Origin of the sequence: uncultured Kordia sp., from assembly GCF_947489565.1 — a bacterium.
Classification (GTDB): domain Bacteria; phylum Bacteroidota; class Bacteroidia; order Flavobacteriales; family Flavobacteriaceae; genus Kordia.
On sequence record NZ_CANLEA010000009.1, the window covers coordinates 1 to 22,311 of the forward strand.

The 22,311-nt window shown below is 32.4% G+C and carries 22 protein-coding genes; 5 read left to right on the plus strand and 17 right to left on the minus strand.

Annotation, left to right across the window (positions count from 1 at the left end):
- Positions 1–322: 322 nt before the first annotated feature.
- The 6 genes from Q0845_RS13290 to Q0845_RS13315 all read right to left on the minus strand — a co-directional run bounded on the left by Q0845_RS13290 (position 323) and on the right by Q0845_RS13315 (position 5,276).
- Positions 323–1,063: a transferase gene (locus Q0845_RS13290; protein ID WP_298513956.1), complete on the minus strand. Its 741-nt coding sequence runs from the start codon at positions 1,061–1,063 to the stop codon at positions 323–325.
- Positions 1,060–2,547: an oligosaccharide flippase family protein gene (locus tag Q0845_RS13295; RefSeq protein WP_298513959.1), complete on the minus strand. Its 1,488-nt coding sequence runs from the start codon at positions 2,545–2,547 to the stop codon at positions 1,060–1,062. Before Q0845_RS13295 ends, Q0845_RS13290 begins: the two co-directional genes overlap by 4 nt.
- Before the next feature lie 16 nt (positions 2,548–2,563).
- Positions 2,564–3,673: a DegT/DnrJ/EryC1/StrS aminotransferase family protein gene (locus Q0845_RS13300; protein WP_298513961.1), complete on the minus strand. Its 1,110-nt coding sequence runs from the start codon at positions 3,671–3,673 to the stop codon at positions 2,564–2,566.
- Positions 3,670–4,542: a GNAT family N-acetyltransferase gene (locus tag Q0845_RS13305; protein WP_298513963.1), complete on the minus strand. Its 873-nt coding sequence runs from the start codon at positions 4,540–4,542 to the stop codon at positions 3,670–3,672. Before Q0845_RS13305 ends, Q0845_RS13300 begins: the two co-directional genes overlap by 4 nt.
- Positions 4,543–4,733: 191 nt before the next feature.
- Positions 4,734–5,033, minus strand: coding sequence for a type II toxin-antitoxin system RelE/ParE family toxin (locus Q0845_RS13310; protein ID WP_298513965.1), 300 nt, complete (start codon positions 5,031–5,033; stop codon positions 4,734–4,736).
- Positions 5,034–5,276 (minus strand): type II toxin-antitoxin system ParD family antitoxin, encoded by a 243-nt coding sequence (locus Q0845_RS13315; protein WP_298513968.1) that lies wholly within the window; start codon positions 5,274–5,276, stop codon positions 5,034–5,036. It lies immediately after the preceding gene.
- Positions 5,277–5,372: 96 nt separating this feature from the next.
- Between Q0845_RS13315 and Q0845_RS13320 the strand changes: the two genes are divergently transcribed.
- Entirely contained in the window at positions 5,373–6,026 is a 654-nt protein-coding gene (locus Q0845_RS13320; protein ID WP_298513970.1) for a hypothetical protein, read from the plus strand.
- Between the two features lie 19 nt (positions 6,027–6,045).
- Here Q0845_RS13320 and Q0845_RS13325 read toward each other — a convergent pair whose 3' ends face one another.
- The 6 genes from Q0845_RS13325 to typA form a co-directional block, all read right to left on the minus strand.
- Positions 6,046–7,524 carry a hypothetical protein gene (locus Q0845_RS13325; RefSeq protein ID WP_298513972.1) on the minus strand — a complete coding sequence of 493 codons (1,479 nt, stop codon included), beginning with the start codon at positions 7,522–7,524 and terminating at the stop codon, positions 6,046–6,048.
- Positions 7,517–8,905, minus strand: a complete 1,389-nt coding sequence (locus Q0845_RS13330; RefSeq protein ID WP_298513975.1) for a class I SAM-dependent methyltransferase — start codon at positions 8,903–8,905, stop codon at positions 7,517–7,519. Before Q0845_RS13330 ends, Q0845_RS13325 begins: the two co-directional genes overlap by 8 nt.
- On the minus strand, positions 8,895–9,107 hold the full coding sequence (locus Q0845_RS13335; RefSeq protein WP_298513978.1) for a hypothetical protein: 213 nt from the start codon (positions 9,105–9,107) through the stop codon (positions 8,895–8,897). The genes Q0845_RS13330 and Q0845_RS13335 overlap by 11 nt, the downstream gene beginning before the upstream one ends.
- Before the next feature lie 102 nt (positions 9,108–9,209).
- Positions 9,210–9,638: a hypothetical protein gene (locus tag Q0845_RS13340; RefSeq protein WP_298513981.1), complete on the minus strand. Its 429-nt coding sequence runs from the start codon at positions 9,636–9,638 to the stop codon at positions 9,210–9,212.
- Positions 9,639–9,740: 102 nt separating this feature from the next.
- Positions 9,741–9,980: a uroporphyrinogen decarboxylase gene (locus Q0845_RS13345; RefSeq protein ID WP_298513983.1), complete on the minus strand. Its 240-nt coding sequence runs from the start codon at positions 9,978–9,980 to the stop codon at positions 9,741–9,743.
- A 150-nt stretch (positions 9,981–10,130) separates the two neighbouring features.
- A complete protein-coding gene (typA, locus tag Q0845_RS13350; protein ID WP_298513985.1) occupies positions 10,131–11,930 on the minus strand; it encodes a translational GTPase TypA in 1,800 nt (599 codons plus the stop codon).
- A gap of 331 nt (positions 11,931–12,261) precedes the next feature.
- Here typA and Q0845_RS13355 point away from each other — a divergent pair, with 331 nt between their 5' ends.
- Genes Q0845_RS13355 through kdsA form a run of 4 tightly spaced genes read left to right on the plus strand, consistent with a single transcriptional unit; the run spans position 12,262 to position 16,614 of the window.
- Positions 12,262–13,917: a hypothetical protein gene (locus Q0845_RS13355; protein WP_298513987.1), complete on the plus strand. Its 1,656-nt coding sequence runs from the start codon at positions 12,262–12,264 to the stop codon at positions 13,915–13,917.
- A gap of 28 nt (positions 13,918–13,945) precedes the next feature.
- The gene (locus tag Q0845_RS13360) at positions 13,946–14,578 is read left to right on the plus strand and encodes an ATP-binding cassette domain-containing protein (RefSeq protein ID WP_298513989.1); all 633 of its coding nucleotides are present in this window, start codon (positions 13,946–13,948) and stop codon (positions 14,576–14,578) included.
- Positions 14,575–15,768, plus strand: coding sequence for a hypothetical protein (locus Q0845_RS13365; protein ID WP_298513992.1), 1,194 nt, complete (start codon positions 14,575–14,577; stop codon positions 15,766–15,768). Before Q0845_RS13360 ends, Q0845_RS13365 begins: the two co-directional genes overlap by 4 nt.
- Before the next feature lie 27 nt (positions 15,769–15,795).
- Positions 15,796–16,614, plus strand: coding sequence for a 3-deoxy-8-phosphooctulonate synthase (gene kdsA / locus Q0845_RS13370; protein WP_298513995.1), 819 nt, complete (start codon positions 15,796–15,798; stop codon positions 16,612–16,614).
- Between the two features lie 67 nt (positions 16,615–16,681).
- On the opposite strand, the gene Q0845_RS13375 is transcribed toward kdsA, so the two are convergent.
- The 5 genes from Q0845_RS13375 to Q0845_RS13395 all read right to left on the minus strand — a co-directional run bounded on the left by Q0845_RS13375 (position 16,682) and on the right by Q0845_RS13395 (position 22,247).
- Positions 16,682–17,029, minus strand: a complete 348-nt coding sequence (locus Q0845_RS13375; RefSeq protein ID WP_298513997.1) for a DUF1801 domain-containing protein — start codon at positions 17,027–17,029, stop codon at positions 16,682–16,684.
- 27 nt (positions 17,030–17,056) lie between these two features.
- Positions 17,057–18,043 (minus strand): hypothetical protein, encoded by a 987-nt coding sequence (locus Q0845_RS13380; protein WP_298513999.1) that lies wholly within the window; start codon positions 18,041–18,043, stop codon positions 17,057–17,059.
- Positions 18,044–18,192: 149 nt separating this feature from the next.
- Positions 18,193–18,489 carry a hypothetical protein gene (locus Q0845_RS13385; protein WP_298514002.1) on the minus strand — a complete coding sequence of 99 codons (297 nt, stop codon included), beginning with the start codon at positions 18,487–18,489 and terminating at the stop codon, positions 18,193–18,195.
- A gap of 100 nt (positions 18,490–18,589) precedes the next feature.
- Entirely contained in the window at positions 18,590–20,398 is a 1,809-nt protein-coding gene (locus Q0845_RS13390; protein WP_298514004.1) for a helix-turn-helix domain-containing protein, read from the minus strand.
- A 112-nt stretch (positions 20,399–20,510) separates the two neighbouring features.
- Positions 20,511–22,247: an AraC family transcriptional regulator gene (locus tag Q0845_RS13395; RefSeq protein ID WP_298514007.1), complete on the minus strand. Its 1,737-nt coding sequence runs from the start codon at positions 22,245–22,247 to the stop codon at positions 20,511–20,513.
- Positions 22,248–22,311 lie beyond the last annotated feature (64 nt).

Genomic DNA, 22,311 nt, shown 5'->3' on the forward strand with positions numbered 1-22,311 from the left:
ATGATACACATTGTTTTTGCTCTAATTAAAAATCAAAATTTTTATCAAAATCGTTTGATTTTGTCATAGAAATCGAAGTGACGTTTTGCGGAAATTTGTTGTTTTAAATGACAAATGTTGAATTTTAAATTACTTCGCAGTTAAACTCTTCAACTTATAAACTCATAAACTATAAGAAAACGATTCGTCTGATCGAGTGAAAAATGTAAACACATTTTTTGTATCGAGATCTCCTATGAAACAATCGTTTTACTGAATTTTAAATGTAGAATTGTTTTTAGCTTGAATAAACTTCCCAACTCCTAAACCCATAAACTAAAAATTACCAAATAATCTTATACTTTTTCAGCATTTCCTTTTCGCCTTCCCAATCGCGATTGTAGTTCTTTTTGATGAGTTTTGCAGGAACGCCTCCGATTAAGATATTACTTCCTAAATCTCTGTAATCTTTGTTTACCACTGAATTGGAAGCTATCACGCAGTTTTCTGGAGTTTTGGTGCCTGGCATGATGGAAATTCTATTCGAAAATGCATTGTATTTTGCCAAATGTACCGGATTTGTCATAGGATAATATTCACCTGTTTCCGTATTCATCATCGGATGAAAGTTTGAATCTGTGAGTTGCGATTCGTAGCCAATTCCAACCCAATCGCTTAAAATGACTTCTTCCTTACAGATCAGTTTTACGTTGGAACCTAAGCAAGACATGAATCCAAATTCGCAGTAAGCACCTTCTCCAACATGTACAAAACAATCAATTCCGATATGTGCATTTCCTTTGAATACTAGTTTTCCTTGAACCGATAGTTCTGCAATTCTTTTGGAACGTGTTGGTAATTCAAATTTTTGACCAAAACCAATCATTCCTTTTTTTATTTCGGGAACATCGAGTACAATTTCACCACTGATATCGGAGAACTTTACGGAGCCATAGAAGAATATCGGTAACTTTTTCGCAATATGAAATGGAAATTTTTTGAAATTGAAATAGATTGTTTTAATCCAATTTACGGCAAAATAAAACTTCCAGATACTTCGTATTTTATTAAAAATCCGTCTCATGAGCGTTTTGAAAGCTTATTTTTTATCAATTGTTTGATGTTCATTTTTTTCTGCAATTGCGAATATGTAAAGATATAAGAAAGTAACATTATGACAATTATTCCGCCATATTTCAGGTAATTACTTTCTAAAAACGTACAGGCAAATGCCAATCCGCACAACAATACACATTGTATAAATAGTTTGTAAAATGAACTTTTAAAGTGTAAACCGTAACTTATTTTTGTGATGATAAGCAATCCTACAAAGTGAATGATATAATAAGCCAAGACACTAATTCCCAAACCTGTCAATCCGCCAAAATAATAGCCTGCACAATTCATTGCCAGCATTAACAAACTGAATCCGATAGCGGTTTTTACAAATATTTTAGAATCACCTTTGGCTAAAATCACATATCCAACAGACCAAGAAACGGCTTTAAATGCCATTCCTAAAACGCCCCAAGAAATTAATCCTACAATGACTAAAAATTCTTTTGAGTATAGAATTTTCACCACTAATGGTGCAGCAATAAAGAATGTGGTTATAATTGGTGTAATCAATAAAATAGCAATTGTAGCTTGATTTCGAACTGCAATTTGCACCTGCGCATTGTCTGTATGAATTGAGGATAATCTTGGAAAATAGTCAGTTCCCATCGCATTAAAAACCATTCCCACATACGAGTTTATGATTAAAAATCCTGCGGTGTAATATCCAACTTCATCCAAGCCGCCCATGTATCGAATGTAAATTTGCAAGAGATATGTTGTCATAAAAATGACAATTCCGGTAATACTCAACACAAAACCTAAGTGCAACATCTCTTTTCCCTTGGTGTATGCTTCTTTGATTCCGAGAGAAATGCGTTGAATTTTCAGTGTGTTTTCAAAATACCAAAAGAATAAAAAGATTATTATGGCTGTAATAATAATGGTAGGCACAATAGCTTCTAATCCGTAGATATAATACAACGGAACTGAGACAATTAAACCTACAGTGCTTCCAAATATATTGGCAACCGCCAGTTTTTTGAGTGCTTGCGTTCCTTGCAGAATGGCGATTTTTCCATTGGTCAGTTGCATGAAAAAGATAGCGATGGCCAACCAAATGAATTCAAAAGTATAGTCCGTATTCCCAAACGTAAGTTGACTTAATAAAGCCGAAAATACAATCGTGAAAATTGCGCCAATAATTGCTGTAATTGCGATGAATTTTTGCAGAATACTTACCGTTTCTACAACCGATTTTTCATCTTTAGAAGCATGAACATGCGCCAATTCTTTTACGGCACTTGTATCCAATCCTAACTTGGCAATTTCGCTTACAACCTGAATTGTACTATTGAAAAGACCAATAATTCCCATTCCGACTCCGCCCAATAAAATCGCAACAATTTTTACACGAATGATCGAAATCAGAATCTTAAATACCTGAACTCCGCCAAATAACGATGTCGCTTTTAAGATATGCGTGTATGAAAACTGCTGCTTTTCTGCCATAAATGCATGGAACTAATTATTCGGGTTTATAGTTATTGAGTACTGAAATGATTTGTGTTACTTCTTCGGTTTCTAAAATTGGACTTATGGGCAAACTCACACATTCTGCATGAATCTTTTCTGTGATCGGAAAGTGCAAATGATTCCATTCTTTGTATGCTTCTTGCTTGTGTGGCGGAATTTCGTAATGAATTAAAGTTCCAATCCCATTTTCTTGTAAATATGTTTGCAATCCAGCTCTATCTTTTGTGCGTATGACAAATTGATGAAATACATGAGAAGCATCTTGTTGATAGTTTGGCAATGTAATCAACGGATTTTTTATTTCGTTTAAATATCTCAATGCAATTTGCCTTCTCGTTTCATTATCAGCATCTAAATGTGGTAATTTCACCCTCAAAAAAGCTGCTTGCACTTCATCCAAACGATTGTTTACACCTTTGTACTGATTTACATATTTTGACGAACTTCCATAGTTGCGCAATTTTGCAATAATTTCAGCCAATTCTGAATCGTTGGTTGTTACGGCACCAGCTTCACCCAACGCACCTAAGTTTTTGGTTGGATAGAAACTAAATCCTGCGGCATCACTTATATTTCCTGCTCTTTTTCCTTCTGAATTCATGGCTCCATGTGCTTGTGCTGCATCTTCCATGACTAATAAATTCTGTTTCTTTGCAATGCTTTGGATGTCACTCATATCTGCCAATTGCCCGTACAAATGTACTACTAGAATAGCTCTTGTTTTCCAGGTAATGGCAGCTTCTATTGCTGAAGCTTCTATGTTGAATGTTTCCGTATTTGGTTCAACCAATACAGGTTTTAATCCTGCTTTTGTGATTCCTAAAATACTAGCAATATAAGTATTTGCAGGCACGATAATTTCGTCACCTTCTTGAAGTTTTCCTAGTATTTTATACGCTTCTAAGATTAAAATTAAAGCGTCTAATCCGTTGCTGACTCCAATACAATGTTTCGTTCCGCAATACGCAGCATATTCTTTTTCAAATGATCTTACATTATTCCCCAATACATAATATCCTGAATCCAGAAATTTATTGAATTCTTGTTGAAATTCTGCTTCAAATCGCGCATTGAGTTTATGTAAGTCTAGAAATTTTATCATATAAAAATCGTTTCCAATTTGTGACTGTTTTGCACGTCTATTTCATAGAAATCCTGCGTCATAGTTCGCGCACCAAAACCTTCTTTCCAATAGTGCAAACCTTCGTTGATATTTTTCCCTTGGTTTTCGTTTGATATGCCAAAGTCAAAGTACATTTTGTCTTGAAATATTTCATTGAGCAAATACACATGTAAAAAGTCTAGACTTCCCAACGTGTTTTTATCTTCGTTTCCAGAAATGTATTGCGAATGTGCCACATATTCGGTTTCAAAAATAGTCGTTCCTGCAACAATAACATCATCTTTATACACATTAAATTGTCTGATATCCTTTGGAAACGCTGCTTTTAATTGTTGAATTTCAGCTAACGAATGTACTGGTTTTGCAGCGTGTTTTTGTGCTAAGTTTGGAATTAATATTTGATTCCAGAATGCATCAAACGTATGGACTTCTTTGATCACCAAACCATGTTTGATTGCTCTTTTATTTCCTGCGATTCTGTCTTTTGACATTTTTGGTCTGTGCTGCATATTCACTACCGAAAGTGCATCTCTTCGTACTAATTTCGCTTCCAAAATAAAAAACAAATAGTTGAGTTCGTCATATGGAAACGGACTGTACATGGACGGCAATAATTTTACGTGCAACTTTTGAAGATTGTTTTCTTTCAAATGCTCTAAAATCAGCTGCAAACATTCCTTCACATCACGCAGTTTTAAATCTTTATGAATGATCAATCCGCCGTACGTTAATCCTTGATGCGAATACAAAACATTTTCGTGTTGATTTGCAGGAAATAGTGCTACTAACTTGTCTTTTTTATAAAGTAATAGTGAATGATCTTTGAAACGATCTTGATGATAGTCCATAAAGTCTCGATAGAACAAAAACGTACTATTCTTTGCTTCCGAGACAAAGGTATCCCAGCGCAATTTCGATTCACTTGTATATTTGGTTAGTGTGTAAATTTAGGTTTGGTTTATTTAGAAAAAGTGAATTTACTAATTTAAACGTGAGATTTGCAGATGTAGTGTGTGAAATAAGGTTAGAAAACTATTTTTTATTCATTTATTCTATTTTCCAAATCCATCCGCTCGTGTAAAATTCTAACGATCTCAATTAAATCTTTTGAAATTTTCTGATAAAAAATAATATGTTTCCCCGATTTTAAACCAAATAACGCATCATTTATATTTTCATATTTTTTTCCAGCAGCAGTATTTTGAGCAATTTTATTACATCCAAATTGAATCAATTTATAATAATGATCTGCTTGCTTTTCAGACCATTCTTGTACTGTATAATTCCAAATATCTGATAAGTCGTCAATGGCTTTTTGCCGAAACACAATTTTAGCCATTTACTTTTTTTCTGATTTTAGTTTTTTTAGATGTTTATCAAAATCAAAATTTTCAACAATTGGACTATTTATACCTTCTTGAATTGCATTTCGTAAAGCTGCAACTTTATTTTCTTCGTTTTCTAATAAACGAAGTCCAGCTCTAATGACTTCACTAACGTTTTTGTATCGTCCTTCAGAAACTTGTGCTTTTACAAAATCGTCAAAATAGTTCCCAAGCAATATGGATGTATTTTTACTCATTATTTAGTTTTATATAAAAATACCAATAATTGGTATCTTTTACAAATTAGAACATGAAACATACAATTTTTATATTGCAGCTTATTTACAAAACGTATGATACATATAACCGATGTATTAAATAAAAAATTATCCAAGATTGGTTCTACATTAAGTTTTGATAAAGAATCAAATGAAATTGGTGAGCAAATTGCTTACGAAAATATTGAAGATCGATCTATCGAAATCATTCGTTTTCCCAAGGAAAAAGAAATTTGGGTTTCTTTTCGATATCAAAGTGTTTCGCTGCCAAGTCTCAATTCTTCAGATATAGAAAAAATAACCAAGATTGTTTTTGAATTTTTAGAGTTAAAAATTAGTCTTAATGATTTTTTTGGCAATTATATTAAATCACCTATAGACATTTCGAATCTTGCTAACGATAAAGAAATTTTACTTGAATTATCATGGTTTAATTTTCTTCAGCCTTCACAATATGATCATTTGGGTCCAAAAGAACATATAATTCTTAGAGAATTTGCTAAAGCAATTGAGTCGATTGCAAAAGCTAAAAAATTAAATCCTTATTGGAGTCATACAAGATTATGTTTTACTTTAGATAGGAAATTCAAAACAGGTAATTTTCCTAGTATTTGGGTTTCATCTCAAGAAAAAGAGATTCCAATTTTTACAATTGTTGATTATGATGGTGTTAAATTAAGTAGTGGAACTGCGGAAGAAATTAAAGACATATTTAAAGAAATCATTTAATCAAGAAAGAAATAACATTTTACTTTTCAACCTTCTCAAAAACCACATTTCCATCCGAATCGATATACTCGTACACATCACCAAAGAATCCATTGGTAATGATAGAATGACTCGTGTCTTCTTCCCTATTTTGTAATAATGCTTCGTTGTCGGATAGATGCGCGAAAACCGTTCGGAACAAATTGACAGGCGTTTTGAGTTGTGTATCATAATTAGAACCGCGTCTGTTTGGCCATTTGATCGCTAAAGCAGCTGAAAAAGCAGAATAGACTAGCTTTTCATCGGTTTGTTTTTGAAAGAGTTCTTTGGTGTAATTGAATCCTACATAACCACCATGATCGGCCGCAATGATGATGAGACTGTTAGGATCATTTTTTACGATGGTTTCCGTGATTTCTTTGAGCCATTGGTTTGCTGCTTCTACTTGCGCGAGATAGTTTTCGCGTTCTGTTGCAACTCCTTTGGAAGCATTTTTAAACGTTGAAATATGTCCTGGGAGAATTTTTTCAATGAAATAAAAACTACGCTTTCCTTGTTGTTTTTTGATCGTTTCCGCTAAGGGTTGAATCATTTTTTTATGAATTCCAAACGCGCCAATTCCAAACCAAGGAACTTCCTCCATTGTGTAGTTACAAAAATCGTATTTAACTTCTGGTCGGTTTAATAATAAATACGGATTTTCCATGAAGAGAAACGTCTCGTATTGATTGTTTTTTAAGGTTTCAATCACGGGATTATCGCCCATAATGACTTCTCTTGCGCCAAATAACTGTTTGCCTTTGTAATGATGTTTCATCGCAAACATAGAACTGTTTGACAATACCGTAGACGTATAATTGCTTCGGAAATTATTGTATAATTGGAATCCGCTGTTTTTTAGATACGATTCAAATGTATCATTCTGAAAGTTATACGGATCTTTCGCCAATTCCCTAAAATTCACATAACCATCTGGCTGAATGACATATATATTTGGAAATTGATTGAACTTTGTTTGTACAATTTCTTCAGGTGCATTTCGCCATTCTTTGGAGTTAAATACTGCATCATAAAGCGTTGGCAATAACGTTATGAAAGCTACAAATGCCATGATGAATTGCAACACCACAATCTTTTTGTATTGCTTTCTGAGCAGAATCGCGAGCAACGCACAAACTATGACAACTGCCAAGATGATTTTCCGTTGTTGAAAGCTGTATATCCTTCCCACAAAGTAAAATCCAAAAAACATTGCGTTTAATACTGGCAATAGATATTGCTGGAATTTGCTAAGGAATTTGAGTCGTTTTGTAGCTTCCCAAGAAATTGTAAAAACAACCACAGGAAGTACAAGATACGCACAGAAAATGACTAGAAATTGAAACGCCGAATTGACCAACATAAAGTTGGAATGATATACATAGATAAACGAATACAAACCTGCTGCCACCGCAAAAACGATTGGATATTCTTTGTTGCTTGCAACGAAGTTTGCTATGTATTTTTTGAGTTTATCCACGATTCTTGTTCTTACATAAATATAAAACACGTTCGGAATCTGCGATTTCTTTTTTCGCTATAATTTCAAAATGTTCTGAATAGGTATTTTCAAAATTCTCCAGATTGTAATGTCCAAACTGATCTTTGAATTCCGCTTTTGCATTGAGCAAACGTGTTGCATACGAATCGGCTCGTTTTGGGAATTCAATGATGAGGTTTTTAGAAAACGCTGCAAAAAATGCTGCAGAGTTTTCAAAAGGGACATTTCCCGTCAAGGATAAATGATGAATTAATGCTAATGCTAATGTTGCATCGGGTTGAAATTCTTGAACGCGCTGTACAAACGAGAAACGTTCTGTATTTTGAAAACCAATAGCTGCTGACGGATTGAGCAAATCGATAACAAAAGGCAGCATGTTTTGTTCTTTGTTCTTTTTGACTTGAAAATGGTTTTGATCTACAGCATTGTTATCAATATCACCAACTAACGCTACTTCAATATCATTTGTAATTTGACGGACAAATGTTCCATCATTTCCACCGACATCAATAACTGTTTTTGCTTGTAGTTCTTGCATCCAATCGTTGATAATAGTTGATTTTTGCTGAAAAGCCGTATCAGAATAATTCGTTTTCTGATAGTAATTTCCCCATTCCGATTGTTCTTTGAGTTGCAGTTTTTTGATATAATTGTATAAACTGTCTATGATGTTGAACAGTCCTTTTTTAGACAGTGAAGCTTGCTTGCTTTCTTTTACACTTTCCTCTTGATGCTTGTTTTCATATTTTGCCAATAAGTGAATGTTGGTGTATAAAAACGGATTTAATTTTGTCTTTCCTGGCAATAACGAAGCGATCAGTTTTAATGGAATTCCATCCATGAAGTTTGACATTGTTTTTAGGAATTCAGCGCCGTGATATTTTGCAACAATCAACGGACCTAAAAAGTGTGTAATGAATTGCTTGTATGCACGCCAAGGTGTGTTTTCGGTATAAAAATCGAGCGAAAGCGTGTCAATAAACACAGCGTTTCCTTTGTGAAATGCAATATTATATGCCGTTGCATCTTTTAATGAAAAGTTGTGTTGCAGCGCATATTTTTGCAGTTTTAGCGTGTGTAAAGCGGCTTCTTTGTATTGCTGAAAACTCCATTCGTACGGATAGGTTATGAACGGAATTTGCTCAGGCTGAATACAAATTTGAGTTGCTGAGTTTTCAATTTCTTCATGTGGAATCAACAATTTGTGTTGAAACGCTTTTTGAAAGAATCCAGAAGTTTTTAGTTTTTCGTATTGTGGAAAATAACTTGGAAATATGATTCGTTTTATCATACCATTTTCAACATATACATGTCCACTTGGATCACGATATGAGGAAGCATGTCGGGAATTATTTGTCATCTTGCGACGCGTTTTCTATCGTAGAATCGTCTATATTGATATCGTCAAACACTTCACTATCGGAAGTATTTTTATTCAATCCGAAAATGGTTTTTATTTTATGCGTAATGCTTTTGTAAAATAGTGCAATTCCAGCGACAGCAGCAACCAGTGCTTGTACCAACATCGCTCCTAATCCTGCATCAAAATAAAGAAATTCCATAGCTTAGTATTTCCGTAAAGATATAAAAATTTACTTTTTAGTAACGATTCCTTTATGTAAACTAGATTAAGAGAATTGAATACCCTTGATTGTGCTCCGAAATTAATGTTGTTTCCCAGTTTTTGTTCGCAGTGTTATTTTCCCAATGTTGATTTTTTGAGCAGGTTTTAAATTGATAACTGCACCACTTTCCCAAACAATATATTTGTCCTTATAATAGTTTTTCTTGCCTGAAGGTAAATGCTCGTAGGTATAAGTTACTTTGTATTGAATTCCATCTACGGGCGTTTTTGAAAAATCACGATTCATTAAATGACCGCTAGTCTCTTTTGCTGTTATTTCAACATAAAATTTATAGTCCTTTTTAGTGTTCAACATTACTGTTCCTTCTTTTAACTCAAAATTAGTTTTGCTTAAACGTTCAGAGCTTTTCACAATATATATTGTTGTTTTTTGCAGGTTATCAGAATGTGTAAAGCCAAATAGAAAATTACAAATAAGAACTAAAAAGAATAGTTTTTTAAGATTCATAGCATTGTGTGTTTTTTGATAATTATCGCTAAAGCTATGATACTATTTTTGTTAAATCAAATAAATAACAAGGAATTAACACAGTACAAAAACTGTAAAAGGTTACGCTTTTTTTCGTGTCAAATGATAAATATTGATTCCGAAGATTGCTAAATTAGTAATGATAATAGGCAAACCTACTCTTAAACTAGGTATCATAAATCCATATAATACAAATAGCAAACATCCAACTCCGTTGATCATTCGTAGTTTTCTTAAATCTTTCATAGTGAATGAAATTAATACTGCGAGTGACGCTAAATATCCTACCCATTCTAATGTTGTTATTCCTAGTATTTCCATGTTTTTCTTTTTGTTTATTTGTTTGTCGCTTTGCTCCTTTTTGTTTTTTTGTCGATTTGGCTTTTGTCATGACACCTTCAAAACCAAACAGCAAAAAAGGTTTCACTACATAGCGTAATGAAACCTTTTTAATATTGTAAATCTTGTTTATTAGATTGTTTTGTTACGCTTTCTTTCTACTTCCGTTAAGAATACTTTTCGTAAACGTAAGAAGTTTGGCGTTACTTCTACATATTCATCTTTTTGAATATATTCTAACGCTTCTTCTAATGAAAATTTGATTGCAGGAACAATTTTTGCTTTGTCATCTGCTCCAGAAGAACGTACGTTTGAAAGTTTTTTCGTTTTCGTAACGTTTACTGTCATATCATCTCTACGAGAGTTTTCGCCAATTACCTGACCTTCGTAAATATCTTCTCCTGGATCTACAAAGAACTTTCCTCTATCTTGTAATTTGTCAATAGAATATGGAATTGCAGTTCCTTTTTCCATAGATACTAACGAACCATTTTGACGTTCTGGAATTCCACCACGTAATGGTTGGTATTCTTTATATCTGTGTGCCATGATTGCTTCTCCAGCAGTTGCTGTTAACAATTGGTTACGCAATCCGATGATTCCTCTTGATGGAATTAAGAATTCGCATACCATACGCTCTCCTTTTGCTTCCATACTTAGCATTTCACCTTTACGAAGTGTTACCATTTCGATAGCTTTTCCAGATACATGTTCTGGTAAATCGATGGTTAACTCTTCAATTGGCTCACATTTTACACCATCAATTTCTTTGATAATTACTTGTGGCTGACCAATTTGCAATTCGTATCCTTCTCTACGCATCGTTTCAATTAGTACTGATAAGTGTAATACACCTCTACCAAATACAATAAATTTATCTGCGCTATCAGTTTCGTTTACACGTAAAGCTAAGTTTTTTTCTAGCTCTTTCATTAAACGATCTTTGATGTGACGTGATGTTACAAACTTTCCATCTTTTCCAAAGAAAGGTGAATCGTTAATTGTGAACAACATACTCATTGTTGGCTCGTCAATAGCAATTGTTTTTAATCCTTCCGGATTTTCTAAGTCAGCAATTGTATCTCCAATTTCAAAACCTTCCAAACCAACTATTGCACAAATATCTCCCACTTGGATTTCAGAAACTTTCTTTCTTCCCAAGCCTTCAAATGTGTGCAATTCTTTGATTTTTGATTTGATGATTGATTTATCGCGCTTTACTAGAGCAACTTGCATTCCTTCTTTTAATGATCCTCTTTGTAAACGACCAATAGCGATACGTCCTGTAAAAGAAGAATAATCTAAAGATGTAATCAACATTTGCGTGCTTCCTTCTTCAAATTCTGGTGATGGAATGTGTTCCATTACCATATCTAACAAAGGCTCAATGTTTTCAGTTTCATTTTTCCAATCGTCAGACATCCAGTTGTTTTTAGCAGAACCATATACTGCTGGAAAATCTAACTGCCATTCTTCTGCTCCTAATTCGAACATTAGATCAAATACTTTTTCATGTACTTCATCAGGCGTACAGTTTTCTTTGTCAACCTTATTAATAACCACACAAGGTTTCAATCCTAAATCAATTGCTTTTTGTAATACAAAACGCGTTTGTGGCATTGGACCTTCAAAAGCATCAACTAATAATAAAACTCCATCAGCCATATTCAATACACGCTCTACTTCTCCACCGAAATCGGCGTGACCAGGTGTATCAATGATATTGATTTTAGTTCCTTTATAGTTTACAGATACATTTTTAGAGGTAATCGTAATTCCACGTTCACGTTCTAAGTCGTTGTTGTCAAGAATTAAATCTCCTGTATTTTCATTTTCACGAAATAATTGACAGTGATACATTATTTTATCAACCAACGTTGTTTTCCCGTGATCTACGTGCGCAATTATTGCAATATTTTTAATTGAAGTCATGTTGCCTCTATTTTTAAGCGTGCAAATGTACTGTTTATTTACTAGAGAAAAGAATTTTACTCACTTTTTAGGTTAATTTACTATTAATTAACATTTTAGACATTAGTTTCATGAATTGGTTTTTGACTTGATTTTGAATATTTTTTTGATGATATCTACTTATAACTGTAACATTTTTGCTTGGTTGCAGTCTTATGTAAGGTAGCCAACGTAAATATTAATATTTTTATCGTGTTTTTATTTCAAAACATATAGATATTGTTAAATTTGCATTCCTCCACTGATTAATGATAATAATAAACTATTGTAAACCTTTAAGACTTCATTTAATATGAAAAAAATTTTATACCTATTCGCAATCGCCATTTTGGTTGTTAGTTGTGGACAGAAGAGTTCTGAATCGTATTTTATTCCTAAAAATGCGATTGGAGTTATGTACATTAATCTAGAATCACTTTCAAAGAAGAGTAGTGATGTAGATTTTAAGAGTTTGAGCATTCATAAAATGATAGAGGAAAATGCTCCAAAAGAAATGAAACAATTCATGGATGAGCATATGACTGCTGAAAACATCAATGCTACATTCCGTAAAGAACTTGTTTTAGGATTTATGTCAGTGAATCAAATGACGCCAATGGGAGGATTAATTTTGCCTATTAAAGATGCTGCTTCTTTTGAGAAAATGATAAAGCCAATGTTAGATCAAGCACCAGGAATTGAAAAACAAGAAGGTGTTGGAAAAGGTAGTGGATTTACAGTATATTCAAATAGAGAAATGGCCATTGGTTGGGACAATACAACTGCCTTAATTATTGGAGCACAAAATTTTGCAGGACAAGAGTTAATCGATTTAACGAATTTAAGTTCTGATGAAAGCATCAATTCAGCTAATTATTTCAGTAGCTTTTTAGATAAAGGAAAAGATATGGGACTTCATATTTCATCTACTCCTTTAAGCAGATTAGCAGCTCCTTTCTTAATGGGATCTGGCGTAAATATGGATTTAAAGAATAATGATTTTGTATACTATAGTACGTTCGAAGAAGATCGTGTACTTACGGAAGCAAAATTAAAAATGAATGATGACTTTAAGGAGGTTTCAGGTTATGAGAAATGGATGTCTACAGATTACGATGCTTCTTTATTAAATATGATGCCTAATGACGCTTCAATGGTCATGAAGTTTTCTGTTGATCCAACAGCAATGTACAAGCATTTTGAAGGACTTCAAGACAGTAAAGTATTTCCAGAAATGGCTAAAGGACAGTTAAAAATGGGACTTCGTCAAATGAATCGTGAAATGAAGCGTGAAATTGGAATGACCATGGAAGAAGTTGCTGGTATTTTTGAAGGAACAATGATGATGGGAATGACCAAAGGTGTTAAAGTTAAAGATAGTGTATATACTTATAACTACGACGGTCCAGAATATGAAGTGTACGAAAGAGAAATGCCATATATGTATGTTGCCCTTTCTATTAAAGATCAAGCAAAGTTTGATAATATATTAAACATGATCATGAAAAAAGAGGCGCCAATGGAAACTAAAGGAAAGAATTATTTTCAGTTAGAAAAAGATGCCTTTTTAGTAATTAAAGATGGGAAGCTTTTCTTCACAAATAATGGTGCTAAAGCAGATGAAGTTTATAATAGTGGAAAATTAGCATCAAATCTTTCTGGTTTCGAGCACAAATCAAAAATGAGCAACTCTATGTACATGTACATGAAGTCTGATTTTTACAAAGCGTACAGCGGTATGCTTGATGGATTAAATCCTTATGCAAGATATGGAAACGGAGGTTTAGACATGGCTTCTATGAGCGATACTTACATGCAATACTTTGGTGATAGCCATGTAACTATGGGAACTGATGGAATGGAAATGTATTCATACACAAAAGGTGAAGGAAATTCATTAGTACGTATGATTATGTATTCAGATGCATTGGTTAAAGAAATGTCTAAAATGATGCCTTCTTCTTACTAATACTTGGGTTTCCAAGATTTCTTAGAGCGTGACGATACAAATAGAATCAATAATTCCAACATACTTTACTCCAGCTTCATCAGAAGTCTGGAGTAAAGTTTTTTCTTTAGAATCTGGTTCAAGGTATTTAGTGAAAGCTGCTTCTGGAAGTGGTAAAAGTTCGTTCTTTAATTTTTTATACGGTTTAAATAATAAATTCACAGGCACCATTCAATTTGATGCAAAAGATATTGCATCGCTTACAGAACCTGAATGGACACAACTTAGACGCGAAAAAATAAGCATTGTGTTTCAAGGATTGCGCTTGTTTCCTGAATTGACCGCACTTGAGAATATTCAGCTTAAAAATCAATTGACACAACATAAGACGGAAGCGGAGATTTTAGCGTATATGAAACGCTTAGATGTGGATCAATTGGCGCATAAAAAAGCAGATACTTTATCGTATGGACAACAACAACGCGTTGCCATTGTACGTGCTTTGTGTCAACCTTTTGAATTATTATTGTTAGATGAACCTTTTAGTCATATTGACGATGTTCAGATTGATAATGCCACTTCGCTTATTTTGGAAGAAGTTGCACAACGAAATGCTACTTTGGTCATTGCCAGTTTAGGGAATTCGTATAATATTGACTATACAAAAACATTGCTATTGTGATTGGGAACTTGCTACATAAACAAATTCACTTTTCGCAATTGTTATTTTTTGCGTTGACTTCTAGTTTAGGGCTGGGAATTTTACTTGTTGTTTTTCAGCTTTTCATTGATACGCAATCACTTTTTAATTCTTCTAGTGATTTATTAAGTAATCAAACCGTTATTATTTCAAAAGAAATAGGCCGTGACAATGCGTTTACCAAAGAGGAAATTGAAATTCTGAAACAACAAGAATTTGTAAAAAAAGTTGGTGGTTTTACCAATGGAACTTACAGAGTGAAAGGAAGTGTTGCTTTAATGGGAATGGGCGGAATTAGTACGGATATGTTTTTAGAATCGGTTTCTGATCGTTTTATTGATGTTCAGAATGAGAACTGGAAATGGACACCGAGTTCAAGAAAGGTTCCGATTATCATTCCAAAAAATTATATTGATTTATACAATTACGGATTTGCGCCTGGCGCAGGTTTGCCACAGATTGACACTAATATAATTCGAGAAATTCCTATTGAACTCAATCTTATTGGAACTTCCGAAAGAAGAATATACAACGCTTATATTCTAGCGACTTCCGAAAAAATCAATACGATATTGGTGCCAAAGTCATTCTTAGATTATACCAATAACTTACTGAGTCCAGATAAAGAAGTGAATATTTCACGCGTTATTATGGAAGTTACCAATCCTTCTGACCCAAAATTGTTAGATTTTTTAGAAAAAAACAAGTATCAATACTTTCAAAGTGAGCTTTTAAGTTCGCGTATAAGCTACTTTTTACAATTGGTTTTAAGCATTGTTTTAGGGATTGGAATTTTGATCACAATATTATCTATTACCTTGGTAATTACCAATATCAATCTTCTTATTTTAAAGAACAAACAAACCATTTGTCAGTTATACTTCTTAGGCTTTTCGCGCAAGCAAATTGCTGCTGTATATCACAAAATATCTTATAAAATTTTAGCAGTTTCTATTTCCTTTGCATTCATTCTTGTCGTGATTTGTAAATTTTCTTTTGCGCCATTTTTTGATAATTTAGGTGTAAAAACAAATGCTTATTCATTGATATATGTTTTCATTGCTGCTATTGTATTGTTTGTTGTTCTGGCTTGGTATTACACCAAACATACCAATAAGAAAATTGCACAAATGACTGCTGTAAATACAAGCTTACTTACTACTGAAATTTAGTGTATCTTTGCAGCAAATTTACAATTTATGCAACTGAGTTCTATTCCAAAAATAAAACATACTACATCCGACAATTTCTTTTTATTAGCAGGTCCATGCGCTATTGAAAGCGAAGATATGGCATTGCGCATTGCTGAAAAAGTTGTTGCAATCACAGATAAATTAGAAATTCCGTATGTATTCAAAGGAAGCTTTAAGAAAGCCAATCGTAGTCGTATTGATAGTTTTACCGGTATTGGCGACGAAAAGGCTTTAGAGATTCTTAAAAAGGTTTCTGAGACCTTTGACGTACCAACAATTACTGACATTCATGAAGCATCTGATGCTGCAAAAGCTGCGGCTTATGTAGATGTATTACAAATTCCAGCCTTTTTAGTGCGTCAAACCGATTTAGTCGTTGCTGCTGCAAAAACTGGAAAAGTGGTGAATTTGAAAAAAGGACAATTTATGAGTCCTGAAAGCATGCAACATGCCGTAAAAAAAGTACATGATGCTGGAAATGAAAATGCTTGGATTACCGATAGAGGAACCATGTTTGGCTACCAAGATATGATTGTAGATTTTCGCGGAATTCCAACCATGAAACAGTTTGCGCCAACTGTATTGGATGTTACGCATTCATTACAACAACCTAATCAATCGAGCGGTGTAACTGGTGGAAGACCTGAAATGATTGAAACTATTGCACGTGCTGGTGTCGTAAATAACGTAGATGGATTGTTTATTGAAACACATTTTGATCCAGCAAATGCCAAAAGTGATGGTGCAAATATGTTACATTTAGATCATTTGGAGAATTTATTGAGCAATTTGGTTAAGATTCGTAAGACGATTAAGTCTCTTTAGACTTTGTTAGACTTCTTAGATTATTAGACTTGTTGGAATTTTAGACAAACTTTTAGATATATGGCCGTTAGTAAAAACTAGCGGCTTTTTTTATGACTTCAAAGAAAATATTGTCATTGATATCATTTACTGTTGTGTATCGTAATGAAGCCATGACTTTTCTTTTTTCTGTGACGAGATATTCTTTATGAATATGTATTTCGCCACCTTTTACAATGCCTACATCTACAAACTTCTTTTTATGGCTTGCGTTGAGATAACAAAATGGTTTTCCTTTGTAGTAGTAAAACGGAATTCTGTATTTATACTTTAACTCTACTTCTGGTACCACATGTTCCATCAATACTTGTATTTCTAGTAAGATTGATTTGTACGGTTCTGGTTGTTCTAATATGTAGGTTTCTGCCGGATTCATAACGGAAGATAAAGTTAGGATATTTTTTTATTTTAACTTTAGCGTACTCGTTAACTTTTTGATTTCTTTTAAATTCTCTTCAAAGTCAGACTTAACAATTCCTTGTATCGTAATTATTCTTTCATAATCAGCAGCAACCATTACATACATGATCATTTTTTCACCTTTAAAAGTTCCATGTACGTCTATTTCGTAGGTTCTGACGTCATCGACTACTTTCGTTGATTTATTTTTAATTTCTGATACTACCAAGCTTTTCTTTTCCAAACCACTTATAATCCTTTCTGCTGTGCTTCTGAGCGTCATGCTTCCATCAATTGGTAAAGTGTTTACCATTACCATCGGTTCATTTCCATAAGATTCTTTATCAACACCATCAATAGTATACATCATGATACTTGCGGCTGCTTTTGCAAACTTAAATTTAGAACTGCTGTCATCGAGTGTAAACTGTGCCGTTTCTAATGGATTTATTGTAAAATCTTTATCGTAGTAAATTGTTTGTAATGATTTTTTAAGTTCAGCACCAGTATGCTTATCAGAAGCAGGAAATACTGCCATGACCATGGTGCAAAATGTAGTATCTCCAAAAATTAAATTAATTACTTTCAAATTATTATCACCTTCTATTATTGAATATTTAGCGGGATAATTATTGGCTTTCATTTCTTTATATTCATATACTTTTACACCGCTATTTTTTAAAGCTTCTTTGCTATATGTTTTTCCATTTGAGTAGAAATCTCCTCCTATAAGATCAAAAACTTGAATGCCCATATCATCTTTTTCTAAGCCAGACATTGACTTGGATACTTTAAAACCTTTTGGAGGAATGATAAAAAGACGCGTTCCTGGAATATTGATATGTTTACTTGTTTTTTTATTGATTGTAAATTCTTCTTCACTAGCGACACTTGTTTCTTTCGCTTCATTTTCATTTTTTGTTGTCTTACCTTTTTCAGTACAGGCAGATACAAAAACAACAAGTAACACTAGCAGGATTCTAATATTCATAGTATAAGTATTGATTCTCTTTATGTGTGCCAATGTATCTATTTTTGTTACAATTTAGCAGCTATGTTTTTTGAATTGTTTTCAAATAAAAAAGAGCTTACAAATGCAAGCCCTTTTTTAATATGGTAGTTTTCTTCAAATTTTAATTTTTAACAAACATGTCTTGTCTCAAAACATCCAGTTCTAGTCACATCTCCTGTTCCGCATTGATCAGACTCAGTTGTTCTAGTTGGCCTAGGACATCCTGTATTATCACATGTAACACAAGTATGTTGATTGTCTTTTGTGTTACATGCTAATAATGTTTCACAAGTCAAACCATTTACAGAAATAGGGATTGTATCTACATTAACTAACTGTCCTCCATTAATACTTCTCATAGCTTTAAAGGATACAATAGTCGTTTTTTGAAATTGGAGTTTTGAGGTAAATTGTTTTTTCTTCATAATCATTAAGGTTTCATAAGTTAGCCTCAAATATATATCCAGAAAAGGTATTTCTATTAAAATACATCTAGAAATTCATAAATTTCGAGCATTACAAAATCTACTCAATACCTTGGTTATCAAGGTTTTTTATGTAATACGACGGATACAAGCCTGTTTTATTTTTGAATGCCTTAGAAAACGACTCTGAGCGATTAAAACCAATCTCTCTTGCAATAGAATCAATGGTATAAGATCTAAATTTCTTATCTTCTTTTAAACGTCTAATCGCATAATTGATTCGTAAATCTGTAATGTATGCTGAAAAAGATTTCCCTTTATGTGCATTCACCAATTTTGACAAATAGGAAGTATTGGTCTTGAGTTTTTTTGCCACTTCATTCAAACTACTGTTTTTACTTAAGTACAATTCTTTGGTTTCAAAATTTTCTAATTTCTTTAACAATCGTGCTTTGGTTTCATCAATAATTTCAACTTCTTTTAAGACTGCTTCCTTTATAGTTTCTTTCTTAGTAAGGATTTCTGTTGATTGTGCTTTTTCAGCAATTTCTTGCTGTGCAAGTATCATTTTTTCTTTCTCTTCTTCCAGACTTTGCAAGATTGCCGAAAATTTTTGCTGGTTATCTTTTTCACGTCTTTTGTATACATAAATTAAACCAACAATAATTAATAATGCTAAAAAGATACTAATATATAAGGTGATTTTTGTTTTTAATGTTTGTTGCTCAGCTTGATTTAATTCGGTTTTTAAAGATTGTAAATCGTATTCTTTAATAATTTCTATCCCTATTTGATTTTGTTTTTTATCATTTAAAGCATACACCTCATTAGCTTTTTCAAAATACAGCAAACTCTTTTCAGTATCACCTATTTCCTTGTATGATTTTCCTAGATACTTATACATGTCTTCTAAGCTGAAAAAATTTGTTTTTTTCTGTTGTTGATTAACAGCTATCTTTTCTAAAATAGCAATCGATTTATTGTATTTTTTTTGATAATAAAGGGTTTTTGCTATGTTTAAATTTATAAAAGTTAATTGAGAACTTGAGGTTTGGATTGTATTAGCATAGTTCGATGCCTTATTTAACAATTGAAGTGTTTTCTGATATTTCTTTTGTGCTAAATATATTTCTCCTAAATAATTATACAAATACGCTTTGGCATCTTCATCCATGTACTTATCACTAAGTTCAATACCTATATTTCCATAATATTCAGCCTTTGTATAATTTTCTAAACGCATGTATGATTTTGCAAGCGCTATATAGATACTTACCTCTAGTCTTTTGAATCTTTTAGGTTCTTGTTCTTCTATAATTTTTAGTGTTCCTTCTAATAATTCAACAGCTCCTTTGTAATCCCCTACATCAATTTTTAACAGTGCAATATTGTGAGATATTACCAATTGTCTCCCTAAATCCTTTACTTCCTTGGCAAATTGTATAGCCTCAAGATAGCTCTCCATAGACTCTCTATATTTTCCATAGTCATAATAGAAATTACCTTTATTAATAAAAGTTGTTAATTTCAAATCACTGCTATTTAATTCTTCAGCGATCTCATATAATTTATCTGCATAAATTATTGATCGTTCAAAATCTAATTTATCATTATACCAATGTGCTATTGCATAGTTCCCCCAAAACTGTGTCAACAAATCTTCTGACTGCAACATAATATTTTCTATATGTTTCAAACATATACTAACTTTTAAAGAATCTTGCTGGCATTCTCGTCTAAAGAAAAAAGCAAAATCTTTAGGGGACATTTTCTGAAAAGAAGCTTTAAATTCTTCCGCATTAAATTGAGGAACTGTATCTTGAAAAACTGTACTAGATACAACTTTCTGACTGCAGCATAAAAAGAAGACAAATAGTAAAAGGGGAATGCGTTTTTGTAGTAACAACATGTAGGGCTTTAATTTGGTTTTTTAAATTATATATGGTAGGTAGAATGCCAAAAATAATGGTTTTCAAACAATCAATGTAATGTTTTCAATAACATTATAAAAATTATATTTTCTATGTATTGTTGAGTTGTTTTATAAAATACGAAGGATACAATCCCGTTTTAGCTTTAAATGCTTTAGAAAAAGGTTCGGTACTTTTATAACCTATTTCTTTTGCTATTGCTTGTATTGTATAGGCTCTAAATTTTTTATCATTTTTTAAACGATGTATTACATATTCTATTCGCAAGTCTCTAATATAATTACTAAAGGTTTTATTTTTGAATGTATTGATCGTCTTAGAAAGGTATTTAGGGTTTGTTTTTAATTTAGAAGCTACATGATTTAAACTTGAATCTTTTTTGAGATACATTTCTTTGATTTCAAAAGCCTTTAGTTTTTCTAGTATTTCTGAAGCTATTTTATCAGAAATATCACTTGTATTATTTTTAGGGACATTGGAAACAAGTATTTCTTTTTTAGATTCCGTACCAGAAATTAACTTTTCAAAGTTCTTTTTATTTTGTGTTTCCTTATGCTTGTATATAAAGATAAAACTAGTAATTAATATAAGTATTAAAGAAAGTGATGCATATAATAAGGTACTTTTATTTTTGGATTTTACCTGTTCATTATCTAATTCTGCTTTGAGTTCTGCTAGGTCGTATTTTTTGATGATTTCTATCCCAATAGCACTTTGCTGTTTGTCATTCTCAGTATATACTTCATTTACTTTTTCAAAATAAAAGAGACTCTTTTCTGTATTACCTATAGCCTTATAAGATTTGCCCAAGTACTTATACATATCTTCTAAACTAAAGAAATTAGTATTTTCCTGTTGCTGGTTAACCTCTATTTTTTCTAAAATAGCAATCGATTTATGATATTCTTTTTGGTAATAAAATATTTTTGCTCTGTTTAAATTTATAAAAGGTAGTTGAGGACTTGAAGTTTTTATCGTATTTGCATAGTTTGATGCTAAATCTAAAAATTGAATAGCCTTTTGATATTTGTGTTGAGCAAGATATATTTCTCCTAAAAAATTATAAAAATATGTTTTTGCATCTTCATCTCCATATTCATCACTAAGGTCTATTCCTTTATTTCCAAAGTATTCAGCCTTTGTATAATTTTCTAAGCGCATATATGATTTAGTCAACGCTATATAAATACCCACTTCTAGTCCTTTGAACTTCTTTTGCTGCCCTTTCTCTACAATTTCCAGAGTTCCTTCTAATAATTCAACAGCTCCTTTGTTGTCATCAACTTCAATTTTTAACAATGCAATATTGTGAGATATTCCTAATTGTCTCCTTAAGTCTTTTAATTCCTTAGCAAGTTTTATAGCCTTAAGATAACTTTCCATAGATTCCTTATACCTTCCATATTCGTAGTAAAAATTACCTGCATACAAAAGTGCTGTAAGTTTAAAATTATTATTATTTAATTTTTCAGCTATTTCATATAGTCTATTAACATAAATTATGGATTGTTGAAAATCTAGTTTATACTTATACCAATGCGCTAAAGAATAATTTCCCCAAAATTGAGTCAATAAATCTTCAGATTGCAACATATCATTTTCAATAAATGACAAGCTCATGTTTACTCTCAACGAATCTTGTCGATACTGTTGCGTAAATAATCGAGCAAATGTTTTGGGCTCCATTTTTTGTAAAGAAGTTTTAAATTCTTCCGCATTAAATTGAGTAACTGTATCTTGAAAAACTGTACTAGATACAGCTTTATGACTACAGCATATAAAGAAGGCAAACAGTAAAAGGGAAATACGTTTTTGCAGAAGCAACATGCAGTACTTTGTTTGGTTTTTTAAATTATATATGGTAGGTAGAATGCCAAAAATAATGGTTTTC

Coding starts and splice junctions, on each gene's coding strand:
- Q0845_RS13375 (WP_298513997.1), bottom strand. CDS start 17,029: ATGAATCCGGCAGAAACCTACATATTAGAACAACCAGAACCGTACAAA.
- Q0845_RS13335 (WP_298513978.1), bottom strand. CDS start 9,107: ATGGAATTTCTTTATTTTGATGCAGGATTAGGAGCGATGTTGGTACAA.
- kdsA (WP_298513995.1), top strand. CDS start 15,796: ATGCAACTGAGTTCTATTCCAAAAATAAAACATACTACATCCGACAAT.
- Q0845_RS13385 (WP_298514002.1), bottom strand. CDS start 18,489: ATGAAGAAAAAACAATTTACCTCAAAACTCCAATTTCAAAAAACGACT.
- Q0845_RS13295 (WP_298513959.1), bottom strand. CDS start 2,547: ATGGCAGAAAAGCAGCAGTTTTCATACACGCATATCTTAAAAGCGACA.
- Q0845_RS13320 (WP_298513970.1), top strand. CDS start 5,373: ATGATACATATAACCGATGTATTAAATAAAAAATTATCCAAGATTGGT.
- Q0845_RS13330 (WP_298513975.1), bottom strand. CDS start 8,905: ATGACAAATAATTCCCGACATGCTTCCTCATATCGTGATCCAAGTGGA.
- Q0845_RS13380 (WP_298513999.1), bottom strand. CDS start 18,043: ATGAATATTAGAATCCTGCTAGTGTTACTTGTTGTTTTTGTATCTGCC.
- Q0845_RS13290 (WP_298513956.1), bottom strand. CDS start 1,063: ATGAGACGGATTTTTAATAAAATACGAAGTATCTGGAAGTTTTATTTT.
- Q0845_RS13390 (WP_298514004.1), bottom strand. CDS start 20,398: ATGTTGTTACTACAAAAACGCATTCCCCTTTTACTATTTGTCTTCTTT.
- Q0845_RS13310 (WP_298513965.1), bottom strand. CDS start 5,033: ATGGCTAAAATTGTGTTTCGGCAAAAAGCCATTGACGACTTATCAGAT.
- Q0845_RS13315 (WP_298513968.1), bottom strand. CDS start 5,276: ATGAGTAAAAATACATCCATATTGCTTGGGAACTATTTTGACGATTTT.
- Q0845_RS13300 (WP_298513961.1), bottom strand. CDS start 3,673: ATGATAAAATTTCTAGACTTACATAAACTCAATGCGCGATTTGAAGCA.
- Q0845_RS13340 (WP_298513981.1), bottom strand. CDS start 9,638: ATGAATCTTAAAAAACTATTCTTTTTAGTTCTTATTTGTAATTTTCTA.
- Q0845_RS13355 (WP_298513987.1), top strand. CDS start 12,262: ATGAAAAAAATTTTATACCTATTCGCAATCGCCATTTTGGTTGTTAGT.
- Q0845_RS13345 (WP_298513983.1), bottom strand. CDS start 9,980: ATGGAAATACTAGGAATAACAACATTAGAATGGGTAGGATATTTAGCG.
- Q0845_RS13305 (WP_298513963.1), bottom strand. CDS start 4,542: ATGGACTATCATCAAGATCGTTTCAAAGATCATTCACTATTACTTTAT.
- typA (WP_298513985.1), bottom strand. CDS start 11,930: ATGACTTCAATTAAAAATATTGCAATAATTGCGCACGTAGATCACGGG.
- Q0845_RS13395 (WP_298514007.1), bottom strand. CDS start 22,247: ATGTTGCTTCTGCAAAAACGTATTTCCCTTTTACTGTTTGCCTTCTTT.